This window comes from Mesorhizobium sp. M0833 (genome assembly GCF_040319905.1).
Taxonomy (GTDB): domain Bacteria; phylum Pseudomonadota; class Alphaproteobacteria; order Rhizobiales; family Rhizobiaceae; genus Mesorhizobium.
In genome coordinates this window covers 1-25,480 of sequence record NZ_JAMYOQ010000050.1, presented here as the reverse complement: position 1 = coordinate 25,480, position 25,480 = coordinate 1, and the positions used below count along the sequence as shown (strand labels likewise).

The following is a 25,480-nucleotide window of genomic DNA, read 5'->3' as shown; positions in this document are numbered from 1 at the left end:
TATCGCGCAGCGAGATCCGTAGAGCGATTGCAAGTGCTCTGGATCACACCGGCGACCTGCTTCAGCACCTCATCGCCCGCCATGTGGCCATGGGTCTCATTATAGCGCTTGAAGTGATCTGCATCGATCATCAAAAGCGACAACGGACTCTGCGTGCGGATTGCCCGCTTCCATTCCGCCGCGAGATACTCATCGAAGTAGCGCCGGTTTCCGAGACCGGTAGGGCCTCGCCTGGCCTTGAATTTGCTGTGCCTGATCGAATGCGGGGAATCGTAGCTCGGGGTGGAGAGGCTGACGCGGTCATCTGTCACGCGCCTCGGACCGTAGCGGTAAGCGCAATTCCGTCTCCAATGCCCATTCCCAGCGCCGAGGGACCAGCGGCTTGGCTGCGGGGGGGACTGTCAGCTAGAGGCCGCTGGGCCTCGACGACCAGCGAGCGTAAGAGGAGGCCCTGTGCTGGCTGACAAAACTTGCGCGCTGGGCCACGGAAAAGCATCATTCGAACGAACACTTTCGTCGAGACGAGGAAGGGCAGTGAGCCGGTCGCCGGCGCTTTGAAGCTCTCCGGCAAGCCATGGCGGCGGCTGTGCGTCGACAGAAAACGCCGGATCATTCCCGGCGCGGCCGAGCTGACGATTCCTTGATCGGCATTGCACCAGAGCGCCCCGCGTATTGGATTCACAATCTGAAGTCCCGGCAAAGTCCTTGTCTTTATCCGTTACCACCACACACTCATTCGCACCGGCGACGGCAGCGATGATCATGTCGAGTCCGCTGCGCGACTGGCCGGCCGCTTTCCCCTCTGCCGTCAGCCGTACCCAGATCAGCCCGGCCCTGTCGTCGAGGATACGGCGCGCAAACAGCGCCTTGCGGCCCTTCGGACCCAGAGAGTCATTTCTTGAGTGCGTCGCGCTTGTTGCCCCGCGGCTTCCCGCGGCGGTTTTCAGCAACGGTGAGCGAGGCGATGAACAATCCTCGTCGCGCTGGCTCGACATCCATACCAGGAGCGATTCCGGGTAGCGCGTCACAGGTCGACCTTACGCCGTTCTTGACGAGGCCGCGCTAGGTCCACTTCGGAACGAACAACAGGGGATGCAAGCCCTGAGGTACCGCCTTTCTGAGGGGCTCTCCAGAAGTCGCTATTTTGGTTGATGGCCATGCGCAACCTGTCGGCGTCAGCGCCGCCTTCAGCCAGGCGGTTGACGGAGCGGATCAGCCCAGATCGAGATCCCGGCCGACCACCTCGAAGCGCGCAATGCCTCGCTCGGTCAGGCGTCTCCTGTAGTCATCGATTGCGCGCCGTGAGGACTCTTGTTCATTTGGTCGTGTGGAAAATCCGTGTTCTCCAAGCACCGTCGAGGCGTCAGATGCCGTTTGAAGCCGAGACAACTAACTATCATTGGGCGACTAGCGGCTCAACGGCTCCGGAAGCAAGCAGCCCCCGATGCTCGTTCAACATTCGAAGCCGCAGCGAGCAAGTCTTTCCACGTCCGGGTACGCCCTGCTGCTTCGACCGCTCCTTTTGTCTTGCGGATTCAGGAATTCGAGCTTTTGGGTTGTTTCCGATCATCCATTTGGGGAAACGACCGATGCCCGCGAGCAAGGTTTTATGGGGCCAGGTCCTCACCGTCTTTCTGATCGTCATCGCGACAACATGGGGGGCGACACAGTGGACGGCAGGGCGGCTCGGCTTTCAAAGCCAACTCGGTCCACCGTGGTTCGAACTGGCTGGACAGCCCGTTTATCCGCCGCCAGCCTTTTTCTGGTGGTGGTTTTTCTACGACGCCTACGCGCCGGAGGTCTTCCTCGGGGGCGCGGCGATTGCGGCGAGCGGAGGCCTCATGGCGATCGCTGCAGCGATCGGGATGTCGCTGTGGCGGGCGCGCGAGGCAAAGGACACCACGACCTACGGCTCGGCGCGCTGGGCGACGCGACACGAAGTCGAGGCCGCTGGGATGATCGGTCAGGATGGAGTGGTGCTGGGTATGTTGGACCGACACTATCTGCGTCATAACGGTCCGGAACACGTGCTATGTTTCGCACCGACCCGCAGCGGCAAAGGCGTCGGCCTGGTCGTGCCGTCACTACTGACCTGGCCGGGTTCGGCGATCGTCCACGACATCAAAGGCGAAAACTGGGAACTGACGGCCGGATGGCGGGCCCGCTTCGGCCAGGTGCTTCTGTTTGATCCGACCAATGCTGGATCCGCAGCGTACAATCCTCTGCTGGAGGTGCGACGCGGCGAGTGGGAAGTTCGAGATGTGCAGAACGTAGCGGATGTCCTGGTCGACCCAGAAGGCACATTGGAACGTCGCAACCACTGGGAGAAGACCAGCCATGCGCTGCTGGTCGGCGCCATACTGCACGTGCTCTACGCGGAGAAGGACAAGACCCTCGCTGGCGTGGCGAACGTCCTTTCCGATCCACAGCGGCCAATCGAGACAACGCTGCGCGCCATGATGCTGACGCGGCATTTGGGCGACGCCGGTCCGCATCCCGTCGTGGCGTCGGCCGCACGGGAACTGCTTAACAAGTCCGAAAACGAACGCTCGGGCGTGCTCTCGACGGCCATGAGTTTTCTGGGCCTCTACCGCGATCCAGTTGTGGCCAAGGTGACCTCACACTGTGACTGGCGGATCGCAGACCTCGTCGAGGAGACACGGCCGACGACGCTCTATCTGGTCGTGCCGCCATCGGACATCAGTCGCACAAAGCCGCTGATCCGACTGGTGCTTAACCAGATCGGCCGCCGACTGACGGAGGATCTTCACGCAAAGGATCATCGACAGCGTCTTTTGATGATGCTGGACGAGTTCCCCGCGCTCGGCAGGCTCGATTTCTTCGAAAGCGCGCTGGCCTTCATGGCCGGCTATGGCATCAAGTCGTTCCTGATCGCACAATCGCTCAACCAGATCGAGAAGGCCTACGGACCGAACAATTCCATTCTCGACAATTGTCATGTGCGGGTGAGCTTCGCCACGAATGACGAGAGGACAGCCTGCCGCTGGCCGGCCACAAAGACAATCATGCCGGGCTGATGACCAAGGATCAGATGGCAGCCTTTCGCGCTTCGATGTCAATCGGTGAGGGGCGGGAGTGGGATCCCTTCGAAGGCTTGGATATCGGCAAGGTTGATCTCCGACGCTTCCTCGATGCGGTGCCTTTCGCCGCGAAAGGCCGACGCCGCCGACACGCCCAGCGCATCCTCGTCCCCGATCGTCTCGGCCCGGAAGCCAAGGGCAGCGTTTCCACCCAGGTCGGCTTCGGCAGGATCCTGGATGAGATTGCACGGGCCGGCGGGCCGCTTGCCGACGCGATCGTCACGACATCGCCCGATGTCACCGTTTCAACCAATCTCGGCCCCTGGGTCAACCGGCGCGGCCTGTTCGCGCGTCGCTCGCTTGCCGACACGTTCCGCAGTGAACGCATAGCCTCGGCGCAGAAATGGGAATTCGGCCCATCTGGCCAGCACATCGAGCTCGGTATCGCCGAGAACAATCTATTCATCTTGCTGTCGGCGCTCGGGTTGTCTCATTCGATCTTCGGCAAGCGGCTGCTACCGATCGGCACGCTCTACGATCCGTTCATCCAGCGCGGTCTCGATGCGCTCAACTATGCCTGCTACCAGGATGCGCGCTTCCTCCTTGTAGCCACGCCATCCGGAGTCACACTGGCGCCGGAGGGTGGCGCGCATCAGTCGATCGCCACCCAGTTGATCGGCATGGCGCAGGACGGGCTTGCCGCCTACGAGCCGGCATTCGTCGACGAGTTGGGCGTCATCATGCGCTTTGCGCTGGATTATATGCAGCGCGACGGCGACGCCGTGCAGTCGGAGCGTACCTGGCTGCGCGACGAGACCGGCGGCTCGGTCTATCTGCGGCTCTCGACGCGCCCGGTCGAGCAGATCATTCGTCCCATGGAGCCTGAGCTCGAGCAGGACATTGTCGACGGCGGCTATTGGCTGCGGCGTCCGGGTCCGAATGCCGAGGTGATCGTCGCCTATACAGGCGCCGTCGCGCCGGAAGCCATCGAGGCGGTCGGCATGATGGCCGAGGACCGTCGGGACGTCGGTCTTCTGGCCGTGACTTCGGCCGATCGCTTGAACGCAGGCTGGACGGCGGCAAGCCGCGCACGTGAGCGCGGCCTTGTTCATGCCAGAAGCTATGTCGAACGGCTGTTCGCCGACCTTCCAGCCCATTGTGCGATCATTACCGTCGCAGACGGCCACCCAGCGGTACTCGGCTGGCTGGGCTCAGTTTGCGGCCACCGCACGCGCAGTCTCGGCGTCGAGCACTTTGGCCAGTCGGGGACGATCGGTGACCTTTACCGCCACTTCGGCATCGACGCCAATTCCATCGCCACAGCCGCAGATCGCATTGCTGGTGGCCGGCCAATCCGCCACCTGCGCGCGTTGGATTGATGCTGTGAGTCGCCGTCCGGGATCGTCGGCGTAGCCAGCCGCCAATCGCGTTCGTGGCGAAGCGAGGGTAACTCGCCATCGGTGCTGCCAGACATCTGCACGAGCACCTGAAGCGGGAGATTGGCAACTCGGGTTCGCTAACAGCACAGCGCAATTCGTGTTCCTCCCGCACGGTTGACATTCCTCCTTCAACGTCAATGCTGCATTGCAACATGGCCCGAGTTCGGCACGAACGCCTGGCGCGCGGGGCGGGCTGGTTCTCAACTCCATGCGTCACTCGAAACAGGCGACAAGCTCGCGCTGCACGATCTCGCGCCAGGCTCCAAGGTGCGCAAGTACGGAGACGTGATCGGGCGCCTTACAGCTCCGGCCGTCGCTGGCGACCATGCCCATGTTCACAAACTTGAAAGTCTGCGCGGAGTTGAACTGCGCCCGCTTCGAAGCGCACGACGATGCCCGTGCGTGATGTAGTTGGGTCGATCGTCGAGAGCGGGCCGATCGATCTCCTTTGCTTGGCAGGCGTCAGTGCACCGTAGTCGGCGGTTAGAGTGATCTGGCGTCAAATAATCGTTGTTTGCAATTGCGCAAGCCGAGTTTTCCAAATAGGAACGCCAGAGATCAACAAGGGAATGATTTTGATGGACGAAGCAATTTGGCAGAGAAATGCGGATCTTCTAGGACTGACAGCAGATATCGTCGCCGCCTATGTCCAGAGCAATGCAACGCCGGTGGCGGATCTGCCGAATTTGATCGCCAGCGTTAATTCTGCGTTGTCTGGCCTGGCTAAACCGGTCGCTGCACCCTCGCCAATACTTACGCCCGCGGTAAATCCCAAGAAGTCGATCTTTCCCGAATACATCATCAGCCTTGAGGACGGGCGCAAGTTCAAGTCGATGAAGCGCCACCTGGGCTTGCTTGGCATGACACCTGATGAGTACAGAGCCAAGTGGGGTTTGGCGTGGGACTATCCTATGGTAGCGCCCAGCTATGCGGCTCAGCGCTCTGCTCTTGCCAAAGCTGCCGGTCTCGGCCGCAAGGCGGGTGCCAAAACGCCGCCAAAGAAAGTACCAGCAAAGCGCAAGGCCAAGGCCTGACAGTGCATGACAGTCGGCCAGGCCATCAGGTCTAGATGGTCTTCGCGACTGAGTTGTTGCGTCGGTCTCCGGCGCTGCCGAAGTTCTGCTGAGAAATTGGCCGAGGAGCGCCTGACCCTGCGGCAGCGCCGGTGGCCTCTTCATCAGGGGCCGTGCCCTGCGTCGTGCGAATACCCATTTCCACGCCGGTGCTGGTCCGGCAGACGGCGATCGCCTTGGACGTCGAAACCGGGCGGTGTGATAGCGCAGCGCCTCTTTCGTTGCCGGATCGGCCTGGTTGCCGGACTCATTGGCGAAGCGAACAGCCTGCGGTCGTGGTGACGATGTTTTCGATTTCCGAGCTTGCCTGCGCTTCAAGCAGAGGCATCGAGTTGATCAGGACCGCCTGGTTGGGAATGAGCTGTCCGGACACGCACAGTTCCGCCAGTGCTGCTCGCGCCGCGATGCAGGCCTTCAGCACCGCCCTAGTCTCCACATCCTGGCGCGGAGGAAGGGGCGGGAGGTCGTTGTAGGGGCGAAACGGTCAGTCAATCCTCATGCGAACGGCATGTCGGGCGGGGTATGTCGTCGACAACGACATGTAGTCAAATCATGTCGATAGATCGCAATCCATCGACATAATTTGGGCGCCGCAAGCGGCCCTCCCGATGCTCCAACTTGCTACAATTCCACTCACCTGAAAGACAGTGAGCGCGGTTTGGGAACATTGACTTCGGCATCGGTGAAGAGATTCGGAAACAGCCGTTCCCTGAAATCGAGAGGAAAAGCGATCCGCACCGGTGTCTTCGGAGTGTCAGACTTCAGGAAACCGCGGTTGACGAGATCCGACAGTGTGTTCCGTGCCGTGCGCTCGGATGTCTTCAGCACGAAGTTCGCATCGCCGCGGGGCAGCCTACCGTGCCGCAATACTGCAGCCACCAGATCAGGTGCCCGTTTGTCATCGACGAGATCCTTCACCAGGGCGCGGTAGCGAGCCTCGAGCCGTCCGAGGTCGAACATCGTGGTCGAGAACCGCACCTGGTCGAGCGCGACTGTCAGGAACCATTCGACGAAATCCTTGAGTGCTGATTCCGAAAGATTTCCTCGGCCGTCGCGGTCGCCCTGTCTTGGGCTGTCGGCGTGATCCATCATGCGCTTGTATTCGCCCCGATCCTTCAGCCCACGAGCGAGACCACGAGATATCGACCACAGGCCATTGCCGCCGATCCCGGCCTTGAGCGCCATGGCGTGAGACATCAGCCGACTGACGCGGCCGTTGCCGTCTGGAAACGGGTGGATGTAATTGAGGCGATGATGAGCTGACGCAATCGCGATGATCCGCAGGCTGGCCTGCCTTTCGGCCATCGCAAACCGTTTCTGGAAATACTCCATCAAGACCACCATCCTGTCAGACGATGGCGGCTGATGGCGCCCGACAACGACATCATGATCTGCGGACAACCGAAACTCGCCGGGCACGATCTCGGCCTTGGTGCCGTCAGGATTGTCGATGAACCGGAATTCCTCTGGCATCCCGTCGTAAAAGGCACGATGAACCCACCGGATGAAATCGATCGAAGTCGGGCTCGGCAGTTCCCCACGCAAACCGAAACCATCAATCATCCTCTGAACTTCGACATGGGCCTTGGCCTCCAAGGCGAGAGGGCGGCGTTCGGGATTAATCTCGGCTCCGGCCAATGCACTCTCGATATCTCGAGGTCGGGTGTTGTGGCCTTCGATCAAGTTCGAATAGTAAGAATTCATGACGCGCACGAGATCGGCTAGTTCGGCAGCCGATTCCGGATGCAGGCCTCGGCCGAGGTCATCGGCGGCCTTCTGCAACTCGATCGCGAGATCTGCCAGGACGGTCGGTACCGCGTCGCCAAAAAACAGTGGCTCGATGCGGGCAGGGGTTTCAAGCATTATTTGCCGATCTCAATAGTTTCTCAATTACCTGCAATGTAAGGCATTCGAGACCAAAAGTCAGCATAATTGCCGATATTTATTGCCGATCTCTCTTGCCGAGGCCGGCCGCCGATCAGGAGGCGAACCCGAAATGCCTCAAAGGTCGGCCGGGCAGGGCGCGACTGGAATCACCGATGGCGTTATTGCCATTGGGGCTGAGTTGCTCGTTGGTCGGAGCAAAGGATGTGCCTGAGGCAGCGGCCTGCCGCCTCCGAGTTGCTCTATGCGTCAGTGGGGCGCGTGAACGCTTTGCTAGCCCCATGATGGCGAGTGCCAGCAATTTCCTTGGTGGCTCCATCTTGATTCTCGCTACGCCGCTGAAAAGGGCTTGCCTCGCACAGTGTCAGGCCCCGCTTCTGTTCATCCAGAGGCAGGGGGCTTTCGCAACGATGTCCTCGGAGCATTCCGCATGTTGCCCGGCACGGGATCGTTTGCGTCGGCTGTTGCTGGGCCTCAAATTCTTCTTTTCGTCGGCGGCTTCATGAATCGCCGCACTGACGATGTTCGTGCTCATGGAAAAGATCATTCCAGCCAGCCAGATGATATCGGGATTTGCCGGGACTGGCCTGATCTCGGCGGGCATACGCCTGCTCGTCAATAGACGGATCGGCACCATGTTGCACAGGTGGTCTTTGGCCCAGACTGTCCCAGCCTGTAGTGATGACGTTTTCTGACGGCCAAGCCGTTCAGCCGCATCACATATCTCGCGCTTCCGGCCAGCGGGGCTCGCCGTCCTCCAGGGGCGACGCTCCCAGGAAGCGCAGATCATGGCCTCGTTCGACGCCGAGGAGAAGCAGCGGGTGTTGGAGCGATGTGGAGCACGTATGCCGAAAGGCCGTGACTCATGCGCAGTCCTCCGGTCCGCGCCGCCCAGGGCGTGCCGCAGCACCGTGATCTCTTCGCACCCGGTCGCATCCCGCGCTGGGGCGCCCTCGCTCCGATCCTGGCCCGCTCGATGCGGTAACGACCCGAGGCCTGCCAAGAAAATCGGTCCGGCTATTTGCGAACGATGCCGCGCAATCGACGCTGCGCCGCCGTCTCTATTATCGCGCCAGCAATCTTGCGGACAAATGCGGGACTGAACGCGCCGATCGGCGTCGTCGCCACCAGATCATAGGCTTCATCGTAACCGGTGTTCTGCTCCCACATTGTCGGCCGTTGCCTGACCTGTGATCGACGAACCATGGATAAGCGACAAGGAGTTTCTTCATGGAGACTACGTTGGAGGTTCTCACGACGCGGCGGAGCCGACATGAGGCTCACCGCCAATGGCCGGACGAAGTTAAGGCGCGGATCGTGTCAGAAAGCTTGCGTGCGGGCGTGACCGTCAATGAGGTGGCGGAACGCCATGGGCTGAAGGCCAATCATCTGTCTTCCTGGCGAACACTGGCTCGACAGGGCAAGCTGGTTTTGCCCGAGCCGGAGGATGCAGTCGAATTCGCGGCAGTGGTTGTCGAGACGCCCGCGCCGGAGACGCCGCGTTCCAAAGCAGTCTCCCGCGCCGAGATTGTTGTCCGTCCGGCTACGATCCGTCTTGAAGAGGATGCGTCTGCCGCGCGGATCGCTGCCATCGCGCGTGCCTTGGCGGCCACGGCATGATCTTTCCATCGAACCGCGTGCGGATCATGGTTGCGACCAAACCAGTAGACTTCCGCAAGGGTCATGACGGATTGGCAGCGCTTGTGAAGAACGAACTGCGCAGGGACCCGTTCACCGGTACGGTCTTTGTGTTCCGGTCGCGTAAGGCAGACCGGCTGAAGCTGATCTACTGGGATGGCTCCGGTATCGTGCTGGCCTACAAGAGGCTGGAAGAGCACAGTTTCCCCTGGCCTGACATCAAGGACGGCCTGATAACACTGACCCATGCCCAGTTCGAAGCCCTGTTTGCGGGCCTCGATTGGCGGCGGATTCATACGGTCAAGACGAGAGCGCCAGAGACCATCGAATAGCTGCGGCACGATGACTCAGCGCGGCAAATTCCAAAGGCAATTTAGGTTGGTTTTTGCTAGGTTCCGGCCATGCTGGACGCCGCCTATCTTCCTGATGATGTTGCTGCACTGAAGGCGATGCTGATCGCCGCCCACGCACGCGAGGCATGTAAAGACGCCCAGATTGCCCGCAAGAATGAGCGGATTGAATGGCTTGAGAAGCTGGTCGCGGCCTTCAAGCAGCAGCCTTCGGGCGCAAGTCCGAGCAGACCGATCCCGACCAGTTCGATCTGGCGCTGGAAGACCTGGAAACGGCCATCACAGCGATCCATGCCGAGGAAGAAGCAGACGCCGTTCCAAGGAATAAGGTCTCAAGAACACGCGCGATCAATCGCGGCTCCCTTCCAAAGCATCTTCCTCGGGTCGAAGAGGTAATCGAGCCGGAACGCCTGATCTGCGCCTGCGGCGGTTGCCTACATCGCATCGGCGAGGATGTCTCCGAGCGGCTGGACGTGATCCCGGCGCAGTTCCGCGTCATCGTCACCCGGCGCCCCAAATATGCGTGTCGTGCCTGCACCGACGGCGTCGTTCAGGCGGGGCTGAAGCAGAATGCTCTGGCTCGCGAAATTTTGCTCGCCGACTATGTTTCGACACATGGCGAGATGGGCAGACAAAGTGGCCGATGCCTTGAGGCTGGCGGGAGTACCCGAACACTGACCAAGTGCGACATCGAAAGACGGTTCTTGCGCCAAATGCGGACATCGAGCGCTCGCTTTCCCTGCCCATACTAGACTAGAGACGACTGTAACGCTTGAGATCAGCACGCGCTTCGAGGATCAAAGCTCGTGCTGATCTCGAGCATACCGGCGGGGCGATTGCCCCATGATTCGCTTGAACGCAGTGTTGAAGGCCTGCTCCGACGAGTATCCCAGCGAGATGGAAATCTCGGCGATCGTTTCCTTTCCCTGCTTCAGTTTCGCGCCGGCGGACATCATTCTCCAGCGGGCAAGATAGGAGATCGGCGTTTCGCCGACCCGCTCGCGGAAATACTGGGCGAAGCTGGTACGGGACATCCCCGCCTTCCGCGCGAGCTCTTCCAGCGTCCAAGCGTACGAGGGGTCTGAATGTATTGCCTTTATCGCTTGGCTCAGTCTGGGGTCCGCGAGCGCGGCGAACCAGCCCACCCCATCCGGCGAACTCTCGAGGAACAGGCGGAGCGCCTGCGCAAGCATCATGTGAGAGAGGTTCTGCGCCACCTGAAACGCTCCCGGCCTCGCGTCGCGCAGCCCGTCCATCATGAGTTCGATGTAGAGTCGGAGCTTGGTCCTATCGTTCGAGGCCTCGACACGGATCAGAGGGGGTAATGTTTGCAGCATGACCTCCGCATGTCGACCGCTCACTTCGAAGCGGCTGCCGACGAGGAAGACGTCGCCACCGCCATTGTAGGAGATCACCTCTCCGCTTCGATTCGGGTCGAGGGTTTGGCTTGCGAGCTTCGGCTCCGCTTTCAGATCGCTTGCGATTAAGGCCCGACATCCCGTCGGAAGGACGAAGCAATCGCCCGCCTTGAGACGGAGCGGTCCGCCAACCTCTTCCATCGACAGCCAGCATTCCCCTTTCAAGACCGCGTAACACTTTATCCGTCCTGCGAGATCGTCCAGCAGGAGCGCCCACGATCCTCCCGCATCAAAGCCCGCGGTTATGTAGCTGCGGGGTTTGAGCAGAGCCAGCATTTCGGAAAGCGGATCCATGCGACTCCTTGTACGATGGCGAACAAAATACGGACCATTAGGAATAGATCGTGCGGATGTGTGTGTCTACAAGAGGGCATCGATCTGATGAAACGGAGCTGAATTCAATGAAGGCTGCAGTTGTGAATGCGTTTGGCGACCCTCCTTCCTTCCAGGACTTCCGGGAACCGGAAGCTGGAGAAGACGAGACCGTAGTGACTGTCGAGGCCGCCGCCTTAAGCCCGATCGTTAAGGGGTTGGCCTCCGGGCGACATTACGCAAGTGGGGCCACCGCGGGCTTCGTTCCCGGCGTCGATGGCGTCGGCATCGATTCCGAAGGCCGGAGGGTCTACTTTCTCTTCCCAAAGGCCCCCTTCGGCTCCATGGCAGAACAATCTCTGGTGGCGAAGACCATGACCGTGCCTGTGCCCGACGCGCTTGCCAGCGACCGGGCGGCCGCTCTCGTCACGGCAGCGCTCGCCTCCTGGATGGCATTCTCGCGAAGGGCCAGGCTTCAGAAAGGCGAGACCGTCCTCATCCTTGGAGCGACCGGCGCTTCGGGAAGCATGGCGATCCAGACCGCCAGACACTTCGGCGCGGGCAAGGTCGTTGCGGTCGGGCGCAACGCAGCCAAGCTCGAACGCCTCGACGCCGATGTAAGGATTGCTCTTGACGGCCACGCCGATACGGCACTCCGGGATCAGTTTGACTGCGGCGTCGACGTCGTGCTCGATTTCGTTTGGGGCGACGCCGCAGCCCGCGTATTGAAAGCGGCGACAAGTGGCCGTGGCTCACGAATGGGGGAACCGCGTCTTCGATACGTCCAGCTTGGCACGATCGCAGGCGATGAAATCGCTATCCGCGGAGACATGTTGCGCAGCACCGGCCTTGAGCTGATCGGAAGTGGAATCGGAAGCATTGCGGTCGCTGAACTCCTCGCCGGGGCCGGCGAACTTCTAGCGGTCGCCACGCAAGCGGGCCTCAATACGCAGTTCAAGAGCCTGCCACTGCGTGCTGTCGATGAGGCGTGGAACGGCGACACGGACACACGCTACATTCTGATGCCCTCGTCGTGACTTCTCCAGCCATCGGCTCGAGGACGACTGCTTCGGGCCGAACTGGCCATTCCTGGTGCGGTTCCCGCCGACCGCTTAGGGTCGAGAGCGAACATAGATTAGTCAAGTGCAAGCTTCCGCTTCTGGCGCATTCCTGCCATCGGTCAGAGCGGTTCACGTAAGAAAAGCAAGAATGGTAGCGGGCGAACGCCGCCATTCTTGTCAGGATCCACCGCTCTTATCAGGATCGATTCGCTCGAAAGAGCGGCATTGTCCGTTTATTGCTGAGTGCGGCCCGCGCGGTCTGGAACGCGTAGCCGTCCCAATCCACCCACGCCTCCCAGCCTTGCGCGTGGCGCGTCCGCGAGGCCTCGCTCCATGCCGTCAGCCTTCTCGCTCACAGCTTCTGTGTGGTGACAACTCTGTCGCGTTCCGCACCGCTCATTGAAGACAACATCCGGCGGTAAGGATTCTCCCATGCTGCCGCCGCGTGTTTTCTTCCGACATCCCGGTTCTCGAGCTGGAGAAATCCGAGAGTGGTGCGTCCGAACGAATTTCGGAGCTCATACTCGAAGGCATCAGGCTGGGGGCGGAGGGGGTTGCGCTGGGTTGCGCGGGCATGGCTGATTTTGCATCCGCCCTCCAGCGCAAGCACGATATTCCCGTGGTGGACGGAGTCGGCGCTGCAGTCGGTCTTGCGCACCCCCTGAGACGCTGCGGCCTCGCGCCTTCCAAACGTGGCGTGTGGGCCATGCCGGCGCGCGAAGATGCTGGACAGATTCGAACGACCAGGAGCGATTCGTACCTGATTCTATGTTCCTTTCACGACTCTCGGCTTAATCGGCCGGCGGGATTGGGCCGCGCTCTCGAGTGTCAAGGCCAACCGCTTCTCGTCTTCGATGGCGCGATCGACTGCCTCGATTTCCTCTTGGAGGACCTTCAGCTCGACTCCGTAGCTGGAGCCGTCGCTGTCGCCAATTTGAAAGCCACTTGCCCGCATTGCGTCGCGAGTATGGTGCACGTTACGGACTCCTTCGCGTCGAGTCGCGACCAGAATTTCCCTGAATTCTCTAAGACGTTCAACGTGATTGCGAGCCATTTGCGTTCTCCTATTTCGTCGTCATCGTCGCTGGAGGCGATTCAGCCCGACAAAAACCTACGGCGCAGAAGGTTTAGGCGCCTCTAAGAGATACGCTCGACAGAGCATGAATGCGGAAGGTCAAATTTGAACGTCTTGCAATAGTTTGATGCACGGCAGCTGGAGAGACGCTTCGGCCGAGCGCCTCTGCTGCTCGGCGCTCTTGCTGGTTCCTCCGTCTTCAGGATTGCGAGGGTCCATCTGTGAGCGTGCATGGTCTCATGTCTGGTAAGCGGCGCAGTCACGACTAGAGTTGGCAAATCGCCGGATTGGCCCATCACTCCCAACGGCGCGCCTGAGATCGCCCGCGCTCGGTTTTATTGGTCCGAAAACCTCACGCTCACGCCGCGCTGCCGAAAATAAGCCTGCATCAACTTGCGGCCCGAGCGATTGTTCTGCGCCAACTTGGTCGGATCGAACACCGCCTGTTTTATCCCCTCTCGTGTGAGCGCTGCCTTGAGCGTCGCGATACCTGCGTCGATGTCGGCATTGCCCGCCCGGAGCGAGGCATAGATACTTTCGGTCGCCTCGGCCACGGTCAGTTCGCTCACAGATGTCGTCCTTTCGTACAGGGCGGCGGCTTAGCATGGATTCGCGGCTCGCCGATACCGATGAGACCGTCATTGGAATCCTGTCGGCGGCGCTGAAGTAGCGGTATTACTCGACCGGCGACGACGGCGTGCTGCGGCTCGGCGTGATGACATACCTTTATGGGGACCTAGTCTAACTGCGTGAGAGATCGAAAAGACCCTCCACGCCAGCAATTTACCCCGAACCAACAAATCACTGAGGAGACAATTCCCATGAAAGCGATCGTAGTGACGGACCAGGCTGCAGGAACGGCCGGAATGAAGCTGGGGCAGCGGCCCGAACCACAGGCGGGATTCAGAAACGGTCCGCAACGCTGGTCCGGGCCGGAGGAACGCTTGTGACAGTCGTCGGACCAACGGATATTCGACCTTCAGATGGCCTGACGGTTGACTTCGTCGTCGAGGCTGATCGAGCCCAGCTTTCGGAGATAGTTCAGCGGATCCGGGATGGACGACTGCGGACGAACATCGGCAAGGTCTCGAGCATGGATGATGCCGTCGCCACCTTCAACTCAACCGAGCGACGCACGGGAAAGACAGTCATCAGCGTTCGTCCGTAAGAACTCGGGGAGAGAGGGCGGTTCCTCTCTCCTCGTCTACTCCCATCAGCAAGATACCATCAGCAAGATAATTGCCTCGGCCATGCCGGTCTTCGTCGCTTAGACTCTCCGTGTCGCGATCGGTGTATTGGCGCTGTTCCCCTCCGCGAGGCCCCGCAATGGCTGCAGGACTATGCGCCGGACCTCCAGTCGGCCGTGTCGGTGAGCGCAGGGTGGAGCGTCTTCGCGATGGAGGACGGAGCGGTCTACAACACCTACCGCCGCTATCCACCGCTTGTGGGGCCGCCCTACGCGCCGTTGCTCGAGTTCGTGCCAAAGCCGTGACATCCGCAACTTGCGCGCCTTTCTTGGCGAAGCGGGCATTCGCCAATAGAGAGCGTGTCATGCAAGCACGTGAGCGCTTCTTATCGCGGGGATGTTCCTAAGGCGGAGGCCCTAAAATCAGCCGCAAGCGAAGAAGACGCAGATGCGGAATTAGCGTGCCGTCCTCGCCGCTTCCGCCTCGGCAGCGCGAGCAAGGTCTTCGACCCACTGCTGATGATAGCGGTAGAGCCCACCGGGGTGCTTGTGTCCGAGCACGTCGAGGAACCAAAGGCCCTGCTGCGTCTCTTCCGTCAGCACATGGCAACCCGTGTCCGTGGGAGTGATGACCCAACCGTGATAGGCGGTCGAGCCGGTCTCGTCGCCGTCGACCACCGTTTTCCACGCGAGCCTGTGGCCGGGCTCGCACTCCGTCACGACAAGGCTCATCGGAAATCCAACCGTCACCCGACTGAATCTGGTTCCGAGCGCCAGTTTAGGCTCACCGGTCAGGATCTTGACCTGATCCTCAGGAGGAAAGTAGCTCGACCAGTTCTCGGCGTCGACCAGCAGCTCCCACACCACTTCAGGCGGGGCTTTCACGTCAATGTCATTGAGTGCGTAGATCGACGAAATCTTCGGGTCGAAATGGTCAGGCCATATTACACGATCATACATGGCTCAAGCCTGCTTCTTGAAGAGATCTTTGAAAATTAAAGGCGCCCAAGTGTTTCCTCGCGCCTGAATGAGCAGCCCACCCTCTGCGAGCCTTCCAAGGTTGACCGGTGCATAGCCGAGTTGCTCGACCAGCGTGGACACCACCGGAAGGGCGCTGTCATTGTCGCTGGAGAGAAAAACCACTCGCCGCCAGCCGTCGATGGAGGGCTCCTGAGCAAGGACGCCTGCAGGCAGGTGGTTGAACGCCTTGACAAGCGCGGCAGCGCCAAACGCCTTGGCGACCACGGCCGAAGAGGGGAGGCTGCCCAAATCGCTTGGTGAGACGCCGTAGGCGTTCGTCACATCGATAATGATCTTGCCCCGCCAGTCATTGGCAGTATTCGCAACCTCCCCGTGCGCCCAGAACGGAACAGCCAGCAGGATAATATCGGCCTTGATCGCTTCGTTCAGGGAACTGGGGATGACCGTGGTTCCGATGGCCGTTGCGAGCGGCGCGAGCGCCTTGGGCGCACGTGTGCTTGCTATGGCCACTTCGATACCCTTGCGGGCGAACATTTTCGCGAGCGCCTGACCGACAGCCCCGGCGCCTATGATTGCGTAAGTCATTTGATATCTCCAGATCGGCGAATTGCCGGTACGTTCTGGAGCTTAGCTAAGGTCGTTGAGCCTCAACCGGGATTGGCGATTTCTCGACAGCGGCTGTGCATCGGCGCACCATTCGCGGATTGATCGCGCCTCGGCGTCCCAGTGGAGGTCGACATCCGTGGCCAGGGACAATCGCTCGTCATTCGCTGGAGTCGGGTTGTCCCGCCAGTAGTGGCGCGTATGCGGCGAGCCTGCGCGATATAAACTCCATGAACAGCCGCACGCGCTTGGTCTTACGCGTTTCGCCGTGTGTGAGGAGCCACAACGTTCCGAACATGCGCAGGGTGGTGCCCGGCACCCTCGCCAGCAGCGGGTCGCCATCTCCGACGAAGCATGATAGCGCAGCCATCCCGAGCCCTTGGCGTACCGCGAGAAGCTGGGCTACAGCGTCCGTGGCCCTGAATGGACCCTCGACGGCGGGAATCTCACCACTCCGCGCCCAGTCCGAGACGCCATCCCAGTTCCTCACGACCCACCGAATGCGATCAGGCGCCCCGGCACGCCACGCGGCAAGCAGATCGCGGGATATATAGACGCCTCCGAACAGTTCCGGTCCCTTCAGGCCGTGAAGATTGGGCGGCAGGGTATCGCGGTCGTAGACGACACGGATTGCGACGTCGGCCTCTCGGTTGGTCAAATTCACCGGCGAGTCGATGGATAGTATCTCCATCTCGATCTCGGGATGCAGACGTGCGAAGTCGGCGAAGTCCGGCATGAGCAGGTGTGTCGCGAGTGGGGGCGGCAGTGTCACTCGCAGAAGCCCGCCCACGCCCTGGTCGCGACCGAAGACGCGCGTCTCCAGCTGATTTGACGACGCCTCCATCTGGACAGCGAACTCGAGGACTCCCTCACCCGCATCCGTGAGACGATAGCCTGAGGGCAGCTTCTCGAACAGGTACGCACCGAGGCGGTGTTCCAGTTGGGCAATGCGTCGCAGCACAGTCGAGTGGTTTACCTTGAGGCGCTCGGCGGCGGCCCGAACCGAGCCTTCGCGCGATATGACAAGAAAGTAGCGAACGTCGTCCCAGTCAATCATGTGGTGCAACCTTGCACCGCAAGCTGCGGTGTTGGAAACACGTACTAAATAGCATGAATGGCGCGAATCTCTCGTCGACCCCACAATTCTAGTTTCGCTGCAGCTCTCAGACCTCGGCAATCGGCTATTCTGCGGCATTCGCAGCCAGTGCGAACACCATCCCCTGGGAACACGCGGTGCGCCAATGCACAGCCGCTGTCGAGAAATCGTCAATCCCGCCTGAGCGCGTTCGATCCCATTTGGTTGCGAGGGGGCGAGATGATCGTCGACCCTGGACAAAAAGGAAAACCGGAATGGGCCGACTTGATGGGCGAATAGCCGTTGTCACCGGTGCGGCAAGCGGCATCGGCCTTGCCACCGCGAAGCGGTTTGCGGCCGAGGGCGCAGTAGTCGTGATGGTGGACCAGCACGGCGAGAAGGTTCGACGTGCCGCGCAGGCGTTGGGGCGGGGCCTGGATCCGGTCCTCGCCAACATCACGAAGATGGCGGATCGCGCTGCTCTTCGCGACCACGTCGCCAAGACCTACGGCTTCGCCGACGTGCTGTTTGCCAACGCCGGCGTCGCTACGTTCGCGCCGGTCGGCGAAGTGAGCGAAGAAGCGTTCGATTCGAACCGTCACGACCAATTTGAAGGGCACATTCTTCACCGTGCAAACGCTGTTGCCGGTGCTCCGCGACGGCGCCTCAATCATTCTCACGTCGTCCGTGTCGGGCTCGAAGGGCGCTCCGGCTTTCAGCGTCTACTCGGCCCCCAAAGCCGCGATCCGCTCCCTCGCGCGGACCCTCACCTCGGATCTGAAAGCGCGCCATATCCGCGTAAACGCTCTCGCCCCCGGGAACACCGAAACGCCCATCGGCGTAAATGCCGGGCTGTCCCAGGAGCAGAGCGATGCCTTTTTCGCGCACGCTGCCCTCGACACGCCGCTGGGCAGGAACGGTCAAGCCAACGATATCGCTGCGGCCGCGCTCTACCTCGCGTCCGACGACAGTTCGTTCGTGACGGGCATCGAGCTGACCGTCGACGGGGGCTTCGCGCAGGTGTGAGCCCGGGCCGCTGGCGCTGAGGGGCCGCCGCTAATTTCGGCATCGGCCGACCACTTCGCGCAGGCAGGTACGGCACTTTTTTCGTTTTGTCCCAACACGGAGAACAATATGTTCGAGGCAATCAAGTGGCCGGCAGACCTGACGCCCAGCCGATCCCCGATCCATTTCACCAACGAACTCGAGGTCGAGGCCTCTGCTGAAACGATCTGGTCGTTGCTCGTGGATCCCGCAGCTTGGCCTGGTTTCTACCCGGGCGTCGAACACGTGCAGTTGCTTGATGGGCACGAATCGCTTCGCCTTGGCACACGGTTCGAAACCAACCTGGCCGGCCAGGACGTCTTCGCATCAGTGCAGGAGTTCGAGCCCATGACGCGCATCGCGTGGGGCGGCTACCCAAAGGCCGCGGTGACTTCGAAGGCCTATCACGCATGGATTATCACACCCACGGCGAATGGATGCCACCTCTGGACCGAGGAGACGATGCAGGGCCCGTTCTGGATCGAATTGGGCAAGAAAGCCCCCGATGTTTTTTGGCGCACGCACGAGAAGCTCCTTGAGGATCTCGCCAAGGTCGCAACCGAACGCACTGCCTCACCCATCAAGTAAAACAGCCGTCGCTGTCGCAGTCCGAAATTGAAGGAATAGACTCATGAACATCGACCTTAAAGGCCGCAAGGCCGTTGTAACGGGTTCCACGGCGGGCATCGGTCGCGCCATCGCCGAAGGACTGGCGCGGGCGGGCGCTTCGGTTGTGATCAACGGCCGTGGCGAGGAACGCGTCGCCACAGCGCTTCGCGAGATTCGGGAGCTTTTCCCACAGGTTGACCTGACGGGCGTTGCGGCTGATCTGGAGACAGCCGAAGGGGCCGGAGCTCTGTTCGCACAGGCGCCCGATGCGGATATCCTCGTCAACAATGTGGGCACAGCGCGCCCAAAGACCTTCTTCGATCTCACCGATGACGACTGGCTAAGCCTCTTCCAGCTCAACGTCATGAGTGGCGTTCGCGCCGCACGCCACTATGTGCCGAAGATGACAGCGCGGGGTTGGGGACGGGTCGTATTCATCAGCAGCGAATCCGCCCTCAACGTCCCGAAAGAGATGATCGACTATGGCATGACCAAGACGGCGCAACTCGCTATTTCGAGGGGGCTTGCCGAAGCGGTCGCCGGAACGGGTGTGACAGTTAACGCGGTCCTCCCCGGCCCAACGAGGTCCGAAATCCTGTCGAATATGATGAATGAGCTGGCGCACTCGCAAGGCATCAGCCAAGAGGAAGCGGAGCAAGTGTTCTTGACGACGATGCGCCCGACAACACTGATCAATCGATTTGCGACGACCGAAGAAGTTGCCAACATGGTTGTCTATGTTTGTTCGGAGCAAGCGTCAGCGACGAGTGGCGCCGGTCTGCGCGTCGACGGCGGTGTACTTCGGTCAATCGTCTAAAGTGTGCGGATTATAAACCGGCTTCGCTAGCGCGAGTCGACGTCCCTCACAAAAGACGAGCTTATGCAAGCATGCGTCCAACGGAGCATCGCCGAGAATGAGCCTGAGAGTGGAGGCAGGGAGGGGATCGGCGGCTTGTGACAGCGAAGCACCTGGGTGCGGTTCGGGCCGCGCTGACTGGCCTCATTCGGGAAGCCCTGCCGTTCGCAAGGCCACTGCCAGCGCGTCCATCAAATACGGCCGAAACAGGTTAGTTCGCACGTAGCCGCCGACCGAGAAAGCAGACACCGCAAGCGAGGACTCCGGAGGTCGCGGTTGCGCCCTTAAGCCCCGCCTGGCCGACCAGATAGAAGATCGCATTGGCCTCGCCGCCGGCATCGTCTCGCTGAACTAGATGCGGCTGTTGGGCTGGATTGCTGGCTCAGACCGAGCAAGGGTCTCCGCTGCACCTCGACGCCGAAGTCGCGCAGATCGTGGCCGTTGCCGCGCCGCGCCGATTTTCTGGAGTGATAAGCCGCGCCCGACGCGGCGAATTCGTAACCCTACTCGGCGGCCGTCTCCGCTGGCGCCCCTGCCGGCCGCGAAGGCTCGGCCTCGGCACGGGGCTTGCGCCGCGAAAACAACGACCTGAGCGTGACGTAGAACACCGGCGTCAGGAACAGGCCGACGAAGGTGACGCCGAGCATGCCGGAGAATACCGCGGTGCCGAGCGACTGGCGCATTTCTGCGCCCGGGCCCGTTGCGATCATCAGCGGCACGACGCCGAGGATGAACGAGAAGGCGGTCATCAGGATCGGCCGCAGCCTGAGCCGGCAGGCTTCGACGGCAGCTTCGGCGGCCGACAGCCCGCGTTCCTGCGCCTGCCGCGCGAATTCGACGATCAGGATCGCGTTCTTGGCGGCAAGCCCGATTAGCACGATGAGGCCGATCTGCACGAGGATGTTGTTGTCCAGCCCTCGGAACGACACGCCGAGCAACGCCGCGAGCACGCCGAGCGGCACCACCAGCACAATGGCGAACGGCAGCACCAAGCTTTCATATTGCGCCGCCAGCGCCAGGAACACGAACAGCACCGAAAGTCCGAAGATATAGAGAGCGGCATTGCCTGTGTTGCGCTCCTGATAGGCGAGCTCGGTCCATTCATAGGAGGTACCGGCCGGCAGCGTCTCTGCCGTGATCCCTTCCATCAATGCCAGCGCGTCGCCTGTGGAAACGCCGGGCGCGGCGTTGCCCTGCAGCGGCACCGAGACGTACATGTTGTAGCGCTGGACCAGCGCCGGGCCGGTGGCGTCGCGGATCTCGACCAACGTGCCGAGCGGAACCAGCGCGCCGGTCGCCGAGCGCACCTTCAGTTTCAAGATGTCGGCGCGATCTAGGCGGAACGCCTGGTCGGCCTGCGCCCGCACCTGGTAGACGCGCCCGAAAGCGTTGAAGTCGTTGACGTAGGCGGTGCCCAAATTGATCGACAGCGTCTCGAAGATGTTGGGGATCGGCACGTTCAGGATGCGCGCCTTGTCGCGATCGATCGCCAGGAAGAATTGCGGGCTCGACACGGAGAAGGTGGTGAACACGCCCGTCAGCCCCGGCGTCTTGTTGGCCTTGCCGGCGATTTCGTAGGCAAGCGCCAGGATCTGCCGCATGTCGGCGCTGTTGCGCTCCTGGATCTGCAGCTTGAAGCCGCCGGCATTTCCGACGCCGCGGATCGGCGGCGGCGGCAGTGCGATAATGAAGGCTTCCTTGATGCTTTGCAGGCTGCCGAACAGATTGCCGATGACCTGGGTCGCCGACTGGTCGGCTTTCAGTCGCTCGTCAAACGGCTTGAACCTGGCGAAGATCACGCCCGCATTGCTGGCGTTGGTGAAGGTCGCGCCGGAGAAGCCGGCGAAGGCGACTGCGTAGTCGACGCCTGGCGTTTTCTGGATGATCTGCGACGCCTGCTGGATGACCGCATCGGTCCTCGACAGCGAAGCGCCGTCCGGCAACTGGACGACGACGATCGCATAGCCCTGGTCAAGCGACGGAATGAAACCGCGCGGCACCGCCTGCACCAGGTAGACCGTGGCGTAGATGAGGCCCGCGAAAACGGCCAGCATGGCGGCGATCGTTATCCACGAGCCGATCAGCACGCGGATGATGCTCGAATACCAGTGGGCGACCCTGTCGAAGCCGCGATTGAAGCCGTCGGCGAGCGCCCGTCCGAACCGCGCCAGGAAAAAGCGCGGCGGCGCCGCCGCGGCGTGGTGCGGCTTGAACAGCAGTGCGGCCAGCGCCGGCGAAAGCGTCAGCGAATTGAATGCCGAGATCGCCGTCGACACCGCGATGGTGATCGCAAACTGCAGGTAGAACTGCCCAGAAATGCCGGGGATGAAGGCTGTCGGTACGAACACGGCTATCAGCACCAGCGAGATCGCGATGACCGCGGTTCCGACTTCGTCCATGGTCAGGTGCGACGCCGGATTGGGCGCCAGCCCTCTGGCGATATTGCGCTCGACGTTCTCGACCACGACGATCGCATCGTCGACGACGATGCCGATCGCCAGAACGAGGCCGAACAGCGTCAGCATGTTGAGTGAGAAGCCGGCGGCGTAAAGCACCGCCAGCGTGCCGATCAGCGACACGGGGATCGCCACGATCGGAACGATCGCCATGCGCCACGACTGCAGGAAGACGATGATAACGATGATGACCAGCAGCATCGCCTCCAGGATTGTCTTGTAGACCTCCCGGATCGACTCGGCGACGAACTCGGTCGGATTGTAGACGATGTCGTAGCTCAACCCCTTCGGGAAGTCGCGGGAAAGCTCCTTCATCTTGTCCTGGATTTCCGCGGCTGCGGCGAGCGCATTGGTGCCCGGCCGCTGGAAGATGGCGAGCGCCACCGCCGGTTTGCCGTTGAGATAGGAGTTGGTGACGTAATCCTTGGCGCCGAGCTCGATGCGCGCCACGTCCTGCAGCGAGATCAGGCGGCCGTCGGCGGCCGATTTGACGATCACGTATCGGAAATCGCGTGCGTCCTTGAAGCGGCCTTGCGTGGTGACCGTGTACTGGAACGCCGCGCCGGTGCTGGTCGGCGGCGCGCCGATCGAGCCACCCGACACCTGGACGTTCTGGTCGCGCAGTGCCTGCACCACATCCCCGGAGGTCATCCCCAGGGCGGACAGTTTTTCCGGATCGAGCCAAATGCGCAGCGAATATTCGCGTTCGCCGAAGATGATGAGGTCGCCTACGCCGTCGAGTCTGAGCAGTATGTCGCGCACCCGCGAGCGGGCGTAGTTCGAGACGTAGAGCTGGTCGTAGGTATTGTCGGGCGACAGCATGTGCACGACCATCATCAGGTCGGGCGAGCTCTTGGTGGTGGTGATGCCGAGGCGTCGGACTTCTTCGGGCAGGCGCGGCTCGGCGACCGACACGCGGTTCTGCACCAGCACCTGCGCCTGGTCGAGATCGGTGCCCAGCTTGAATGTGATGGTCAGCGCCATCGCCCCGTCGCCCGACGAATAGGACGACATGTAGAGCATGCCCTCGACGCCGTTGATCTCCTGCTCGATCGGCGTTGCCACCGTCGCTGCGACCGTCTCGGCGTCGGCGCCCGGATACTGCGCCCGAACGACGATGGTCGGCGGCGCGATCTCGGGATATTGCGCGACCGGCAGCTGGGTATAAGCAATCCCGCCGAGGATCAGCAGGACGACCGAAACGACCGATGCGAAGATCGGACGGTCGACGAAGAAATGTGCGAACCTCATTGCTGCAACTCGGCGATCTCGGCCTTGGGCGGCAACATCACCATCTCGACCTTCACCTTGGTGCCGGGCCTGGCGTGCATCAGCCCGTTGACGATGATCGTCTCGTCGCCGGTCAGGCCCCCGCGGATCACCCGGTAGCCGTCGAGAAGCGGGCCGGTGCGCACGGGCTTCGCCGACACCATCCCGGCCTCATCCACCAGGAACACGATGCGGCGATCCTGATCGGCGCCGATCGCCTCGTCGGGCACCAGCACGCCGCTATGCGGCAGCGACCCCGGCACGTTGATGCGCCCGAACATGCCTGGCTGGAGAATGCCGTCGGTGTTTGGAAACCTTGCACGCACCCGCATGGTGCCGGTCGCGTTGTCGATCCGGTTCTCGGCAAAATCGAGCTTGCCTTTGAATACCCGCTCCGCGCGGTCGGCGACGCGAACCACCACCTCGAGCCCGCCGGCGCCTTCCTGCATGCTGCCGCCGCGCTCCTTCGCGTCGCGGGCGTAGCTGAAATACAGGCGCTCATCGACGTCGAAATAGAAGTCAATCGGATCGCGCGTAACGATGGTCGTCAGCAAGGTGGAATCCGGCTGCACGAGGTTGCCGACCGACACCAGCCGGCGGTCGATGCGGCCGGACAAGGGCGCCTTGATCTCGGTGAATTCCATGTTCAGGCTGGCCGTCGTCAGCGCAGCCGTCGCGCCCTGCATCTGCGCCTGCGCCGAAAGGTATTCCCGCCGGCGGTCGTCGAGCGTCGCGGTTGAGATATTGCCGGTCTTGGCGAGTTCCTCGGCGCGATCCAGCTGCATCTTGGAGAATTCGAGCAGACTCTTGGCGACGTCCACTTGCGACTTGGCGGCATCATAAGCCGCCTGGTACGGACGCTGGTCGATGGTGAAGAGCAGGTCTCCCTTGTTGACCAGTGCGCCGTCCTGGAAGCTGACCTTGTCCAGATAGCCGCTGACGCGCGAACGGATGGCGACCTGGTCGACGGCTTCGAAGCGCCCGACGAACTCGTCGTCTTCGACGATTTCACGGACCACTGGCTTGGCCGCCGTCACCACGGGTAGCTGCTGGTCCTGCGCAAACGCAGTGCTGAAAGCCATGCCGAGCAGGAATGTCGCCGATACGGCGGCGCGGGCAAGCCAGTCGGCCGATCGACGGGCTCGCCCGCCCGCGTCGCGATGCAATTGTCCATTCTCTAGGGTGTCCATTTGCGTCCCCGCTCGCTGGACCCGGAGGCCGGTTGATCCGCTTCTACGTTCAGGCTACTCGTCGAAATCAGAGCACTGCAGTGTTGTGCATGGCAAGATGATCATTTTCCATGTGGGCTGAAATGTCCACCCTGTGACTGCCCCGCCACCCGCGACTGGCGACGCAGATCCACCGGGCGATCCGGGATGCCATTGAGACGGGGCGGTTAGACCTGGGAGCAGACCTTGGTCCCGTCGGGCTGGACGTCCGCAATCCTTCTTCAAACGTTAAAGCCGCCATTCCGCTATCGTGATGAGTTTCGGGCGCCGGCAGGCGTACGAAAGTCCGCGAGGAAGGAACCCGTGGGCCACAGGCGATGGCTGTGGGGATTTCGGATTTCGGCGGATGTCGACGATGACCGCCGTCGGGAAGCTCAGGGGTGAATGCGGACAGACCGCTTCGTTGCGCCTCCCCGCGGTCTTGTCGGGATGGTGGGCGGCTGGGCGCGGCTCTGTCGGCTCGATAGTCACCATAGACGTGCGTCGATCCGTTGCCGGAGGCTGAGTGCCTGCAGCTGAAGGCTGAACCATTCCATGCCGGGTAATGGCGTACTGCTCCCGGTCGACGGGGAACCGTGTGGCGGTCCGCGCGGCTGCCTCCGTCGTTCGAACACCTCGATCACGATCATGCGGCCGCCACAGCAGGGGCATGGCGGGCGGAAGTTGTCCGGGTCGTCCATGGTGTCATCGTCGGACGGTGCAGCGACGTTCAGGAGTTCACGAGCAAGCGCGAGGCTCGCCTTGCGAGCAGAGCCGGCAAGCAGGTAGTGCCGGATGCGGTGGAAACCCTTTGGCAACACGTGGAGCAGGAAGATCCCATGACGGGTGGTGGATAGCGACCTGCGCTCTGGCAGAGTGGGGTTGCTGACCAACAACTCTGT

At 61.6% G+C, this 25,480-nt stretch carries 21 protein-coding genes and 7 pseudogenes; 14 read left to right on the top strand and 14 right to left on the bottom strand.

The features are described from left to right. The coding region (locus NKH98_RS31105) for a GGDEF domain-containing protein (protein ID WP_352904096.1) at window positions 1-311 on the bottom strand (311 nt) is incomplete at its 3' end. 1,278 nt (window positions 312-1,589) lie between these two features. Here NKH98_RS31105 and traG point away from each other — a divergent pair. The 4 genes and pseudogenes from traG to NKH98_RS31085 all read left to right on the top strand — a co-directional run. After that, window positions 1,590-3,005: pseudogene (gene traG / locus NKH98_RS31095) on the top strand (IncP-type conjugal transfer protein TraG); the annotation flags it as partial. Beyond that, window positions 2,999-4,420 (top strand): annotated as a pseudogene (locus NKH98_RS31090) (transketolase-like TK C-terminal-containing protein); the annotation flags it as partial. The pseudogenes traG and NKH98_RS31090, both read left to right, overlap by 7 nt. A gap of 174 nt (window positions 4,421-4,594) precedes the next feature. Next, entirely contained in the window at window positions 4,595-4,891 is a 297-nt protein-coding gene (locus NKH98_RS33075) for a hypothetical protein (RefSeq protein ID WP_502894349.1), read from the top strand. A gap of 167 nt (window positions 4,892-5,058) precedes the next feature. Further along, on the top strand, window positions 5,059-5,514 hold the full coding sequence (locus NKH98_RS31085) for a Ros/MucR family transcriptional regulator (protein WP_352904095.1): 456 nt from the start codon (window positions 5,059-5,061) through the stop codon (window positions 5,512-5,514). A 286-nt stretch (window positions 5,515-5,800) separates the two neighbouring features. Here NKH98_RS31085 and NKH98_RS31080 read toward each other — a convergent pair whose 3' ends face one another. The 4 genes from NKH98_RS31080 to NKH98_RS31065 all read right to left on the bottom strand — a co-directional run bounded on the left by NKH98_RS31080 (window position 5,801) and on the right by NKH98_RS31065 (window position 8,607). Then, a complete protein-coding gene (locus tag NKH98_RS31080; protein ID WP_352904094.1) occupies window positions 5,801-5,974 on the bottom strand; it encodes a Fic/DOC family N-terminal domain-containing protein in 174 nt (57 codons plus the stop codon). A gap of 212 nt (window positions 5,975-6,186) precedes the next feature. Then, on the bottom strand, window positions 6,187-7,416 hold the full coding sequence (locus tag NKH98_RS31075; RefSeq protein ID WP_352904093.1) for a Fic family protein: 1,230 nt from the start codon (window positions 7,414-7,416) through the stop codon (window positions 6,187-6,189). A gap of 385 nt (window positions 7,417-7,801) precedes the next feature. Further along, the gene (locus tag NKH98_RS31070) at window positions 7,802-8,041 is read right to left on the bottom strand and encodes a hypothetical protein (RefSeq protein WP_352904092.1); all 240 of its coding nucleotides are present in this window, start codon (window positions 8,039-8,041) and stop codon (window positions 7,802-7,804) included. Between the two features lie 413 nt (window positions 8,042-8,454). Then, entirely contained in the window at window positions 8,455-8,607 is a 153-nt protein-coding gene (locus tag NKH98_RS31065; RefSeq protein ID WP_352904091.1) for a hypothetical protein, read from the bottom strand. Window positions 8,608-8,667: 60 nt separating this feature from the next. Between NKH98_RS31065 and tnpA the strand changes: the two genes are divergently transcribed. The 3 genes and pseudogenes from tnpA to NKH98_RS31050 form a co-directional block, all read left to right on the top strand. Further along, the gene (gene tnpA / locus NKH98_RS31060; RefSeq protein ID WP_352904090.1) at window positions 8,668-9,057 is read left to right on the top strand and encodes an IS66-like element accessory protein TnpA; all 390 of its coding nucleotides are present in this window, start codon (window positions 8,668-8,670) and stop codon (window positions 9,055-9,057) included. Further along, entirely contained in the window at window positions 9,054-9,407 is a 354-nt protein-coding gene (tnpB, locus tag NKH98_RS31055; RefSeq protein ID WP_352904089.1) for an IS66 family insertion sequence element accessory protein TnpB, read from the top strand. The genes tnpA and tnpB overlap by 4 nt, the downstream gene beginning before the upstream one ends. Before the next feature lie 69 nt (window positions 9,408-9,476). After that, window positions 9,477-10,063, top strand: a pseudogene (locus tag NKH98_RS31050) (IS66 family transposase zinc-finger binding domain-containing protein); the annotation flags it as partial. 159 nt (window positions 10,064-10,222) lie between these two features. Here NKH98_RS31050 and NKH98_RS31045 read toward each other — a convergent pair. Continuing rightward, window positions 10,223-11,137 (bottom strand): AraC family transcriptional regulator, encoded by a 915-nt coding sequence (locus tag NKH98_RS31045; protein WP_352904088.1) that lies wholly within the window; start codon window positions 11,135-11,137, stop codon window positions 10,223-10,225. Window positions 11,138-11,244: 107 nt separating this feature from the next. On the opposite strand from NKH98_RS31045, the gene NKH98_RS31040 reads away from it, so the two are divergent. Both NKH98_RS31040 and NKH98_RS31035 read left to right on the top strand, forming a co-directional pair. Continuing rightward, complete coding sequence (locus tag NKH98_RS31040; protein WP_352904087.1) at window positions 11,245-12,192, top strand: zinc-binding dehydrogenase; 948 nt, start codon at window positions 11,245-11,247, stop codon at window positions 12,190-12,192. A 469-nt stretch (window positions 12,193-12,661) separates the two neighbouring features. Continuing rightward, a pseudogene (locus NKH98_RS31035) lies at window positions 12,662-12,808 on the top strand (aspartate/glutamate racemase family protein); the annotation flags it as partial. A gap of 174 nt (window positions 12,809-12,982) precedes the next feature. On the opposite strand, the gene NKH98_RS31030 reads toward NKH98_RS31035, so the two are convergent. Together NKH98_RS31030 and NKH98_RS31025 are read right to left on the bottom strand one after the other, a co-directional pair. Then, window positions 12,983-13,270 carry a hypothetical protein gene (locus NKH98_RS31030; RefSeq protein WP_254818635.1) on the bottom strand — a complete coding sequence of 96 codons (288 nt, stop codon included), beginning with the start codon at window positions 13,268-13,270 and terminating at the stop codon, window positions 12,983-12,985. A gap of 356 nt (window positions 13,271-13,626) precedes the next feature. After that, entirely contained in the window at window positions 13,627-13,860 is a 234-nt protein-coding gene (locus tag NKH98_RS31025) for a hypothetical protein (protein ID WP_352507602.1), read from the bottom strand. Window positions 13,861-14,186: 326 nt separating this feature from the next. Between NKH98_RS31025 and NKH98_RS31020 the strand changes: the two are divergent. Then, a pseudogene (locus NKH98_RS31020) lies at window positions 14,187-14,459 on the top strand (zinc-binding dehydrogenase); the annotation flags it as partial. Window positions 14,460-14,933: 474 nt separating this feature from the next. Here the strand turns inward: NKH98_RS31020 and NKH98_RS31015 are convergent. The 3 genes from NKH98_RS31015 to NKH98_RS31005 all read right to left on the bottom strand — a co-directional run bounded on the left by NKH98_RS31015 (window position 14,934) and on the right by NKH98_RS31005 (window position 17,118). Then, entirely contained in the window at window positions 14,934-15,437 is a 504-nt protein-coding gene (locus tag NKH98_RS31015) for an SRPBCC domain-containing protein (protein WP_352904086.1), read from the bottom strand. A gap of 3 nt (window positions 15,438-15,440) precedes the next feature. Further along, window positions 15,441-16,058 (bottom strand): NADPH-dependent F420 reductase, encoded by a 618-nt coding sequence (locus NKH98_RS31010; RefSeq protein WP_502894350.1) that lies wholly within the window; start codon window positions 16,056-16,058, stop codon window positions 15,441-15,443. A gap of 163 nt (window positions 16,059-16,221) precedes the next feature. After that, entirely contained in the window at window positions 16,222-17,118 is an 897-nt protein-coding gene (locus NKH98_RS31005) for a LysR family transcriptional regulator (protein ID WP_352904084.1), read from the bottom strand. Window positions 17,119-17,411: 293 nt separating this feature from the next. Between NKH98_RS31005 and NKH98_RS31000 the strand changes: the two are divergent. From NKH98_RS31000 to NKH98_RS30985, 4 genes and pseudogenes are all read left to right on the top strand, one after another. Beyond that, window positions 17,412-17,687, top strand: a pseudogene (locus tag NKH98_RS31000) (SDR family NAD(P)-dependent oxidoreductase); the annotation flags it as partial. Between the two features lie 58 nt (window positions 17,688-17,745). Further along, complete coding sequence (locus tag NKH98_RS30995; RefSeq protein ID WP_352904083.1) at window positions 17,746-18,162, top strand: SDR family oxidoreductase; 417 nt, start codon at window positions 17,746-17,748, stop codon at window positions 18,160-18,162. A 108-nt stretch (window positions 18,163-18,270) separates the two neighbouring features. After that, window positions 18,271-18,768 carry an SRPBCC domain-containing protein gene (locus tag NKH98_RS30990; protein ID WP_352804627.1) on the top strand — a complete coding sequence of 166 codons (498 nt, stop codon included), beginning with the start codon at window positions 18,271-18,273 and terminating at the stop codon, window positions 18,766-18,768. A 43-nt stretch (window positions 18,769-18,811) separates the two neighbouring features. Then, window positions 18,812-19,606 (top strand): SDR family NAD(P)-dependent oxidoreductase, encoded by a 795-nt coding sequence (locus tag NKH98_RS30985; protein WP_352904082.1) that lies wholly within the window; start codon window positions 18,812-18,814, stop codon window positions 19,604-19,606. A 542-nt stretch (window positions 19,607-20,148) separates the two neighbouring features. Here NKH98_RS30985 and NKH98_RS30980 read toward each other — a convergent pair. The 3 genes and pseudogenes from NKH98_RS30980 to NKH98_RS30970 form a co-directional block, all read right to left on the bottom strand. After that, window positions 20,149-23,352, bottom strand: coding sequence for an efflux RND transporter permease subunit (locus NKH98_RS30980; RefSeq protein ID WP_352904081.1), 3,204 nt, complete (start codon window positions 23,350-23,352; stop codon window positions 20,149-20,151). Continuing rightward, a complete protein-coding gene (locus NKH98_RS30975; RefSeq protein WP_352904097.1) occupies window positions 23,349-24,452 on the bottom strand; it encodes an efflux RND transporter periplasmic adaptor subunit in 1,104 nt (367 codons plus the stop codon). The genes NKH98_RS30980 and NKH98_RS30975 overlap by 4 nt, the downstream gene beginning before the upstream one ends. A 692-nt stretch (window positions 24,453-25,144) precedes the next feature. Continuing rightward, a pseudogene (locus NKH98_RS30970) lies at window positions 25,145-25,480 on the bottom strand (hypothetical protein); the annotation flags it as partial.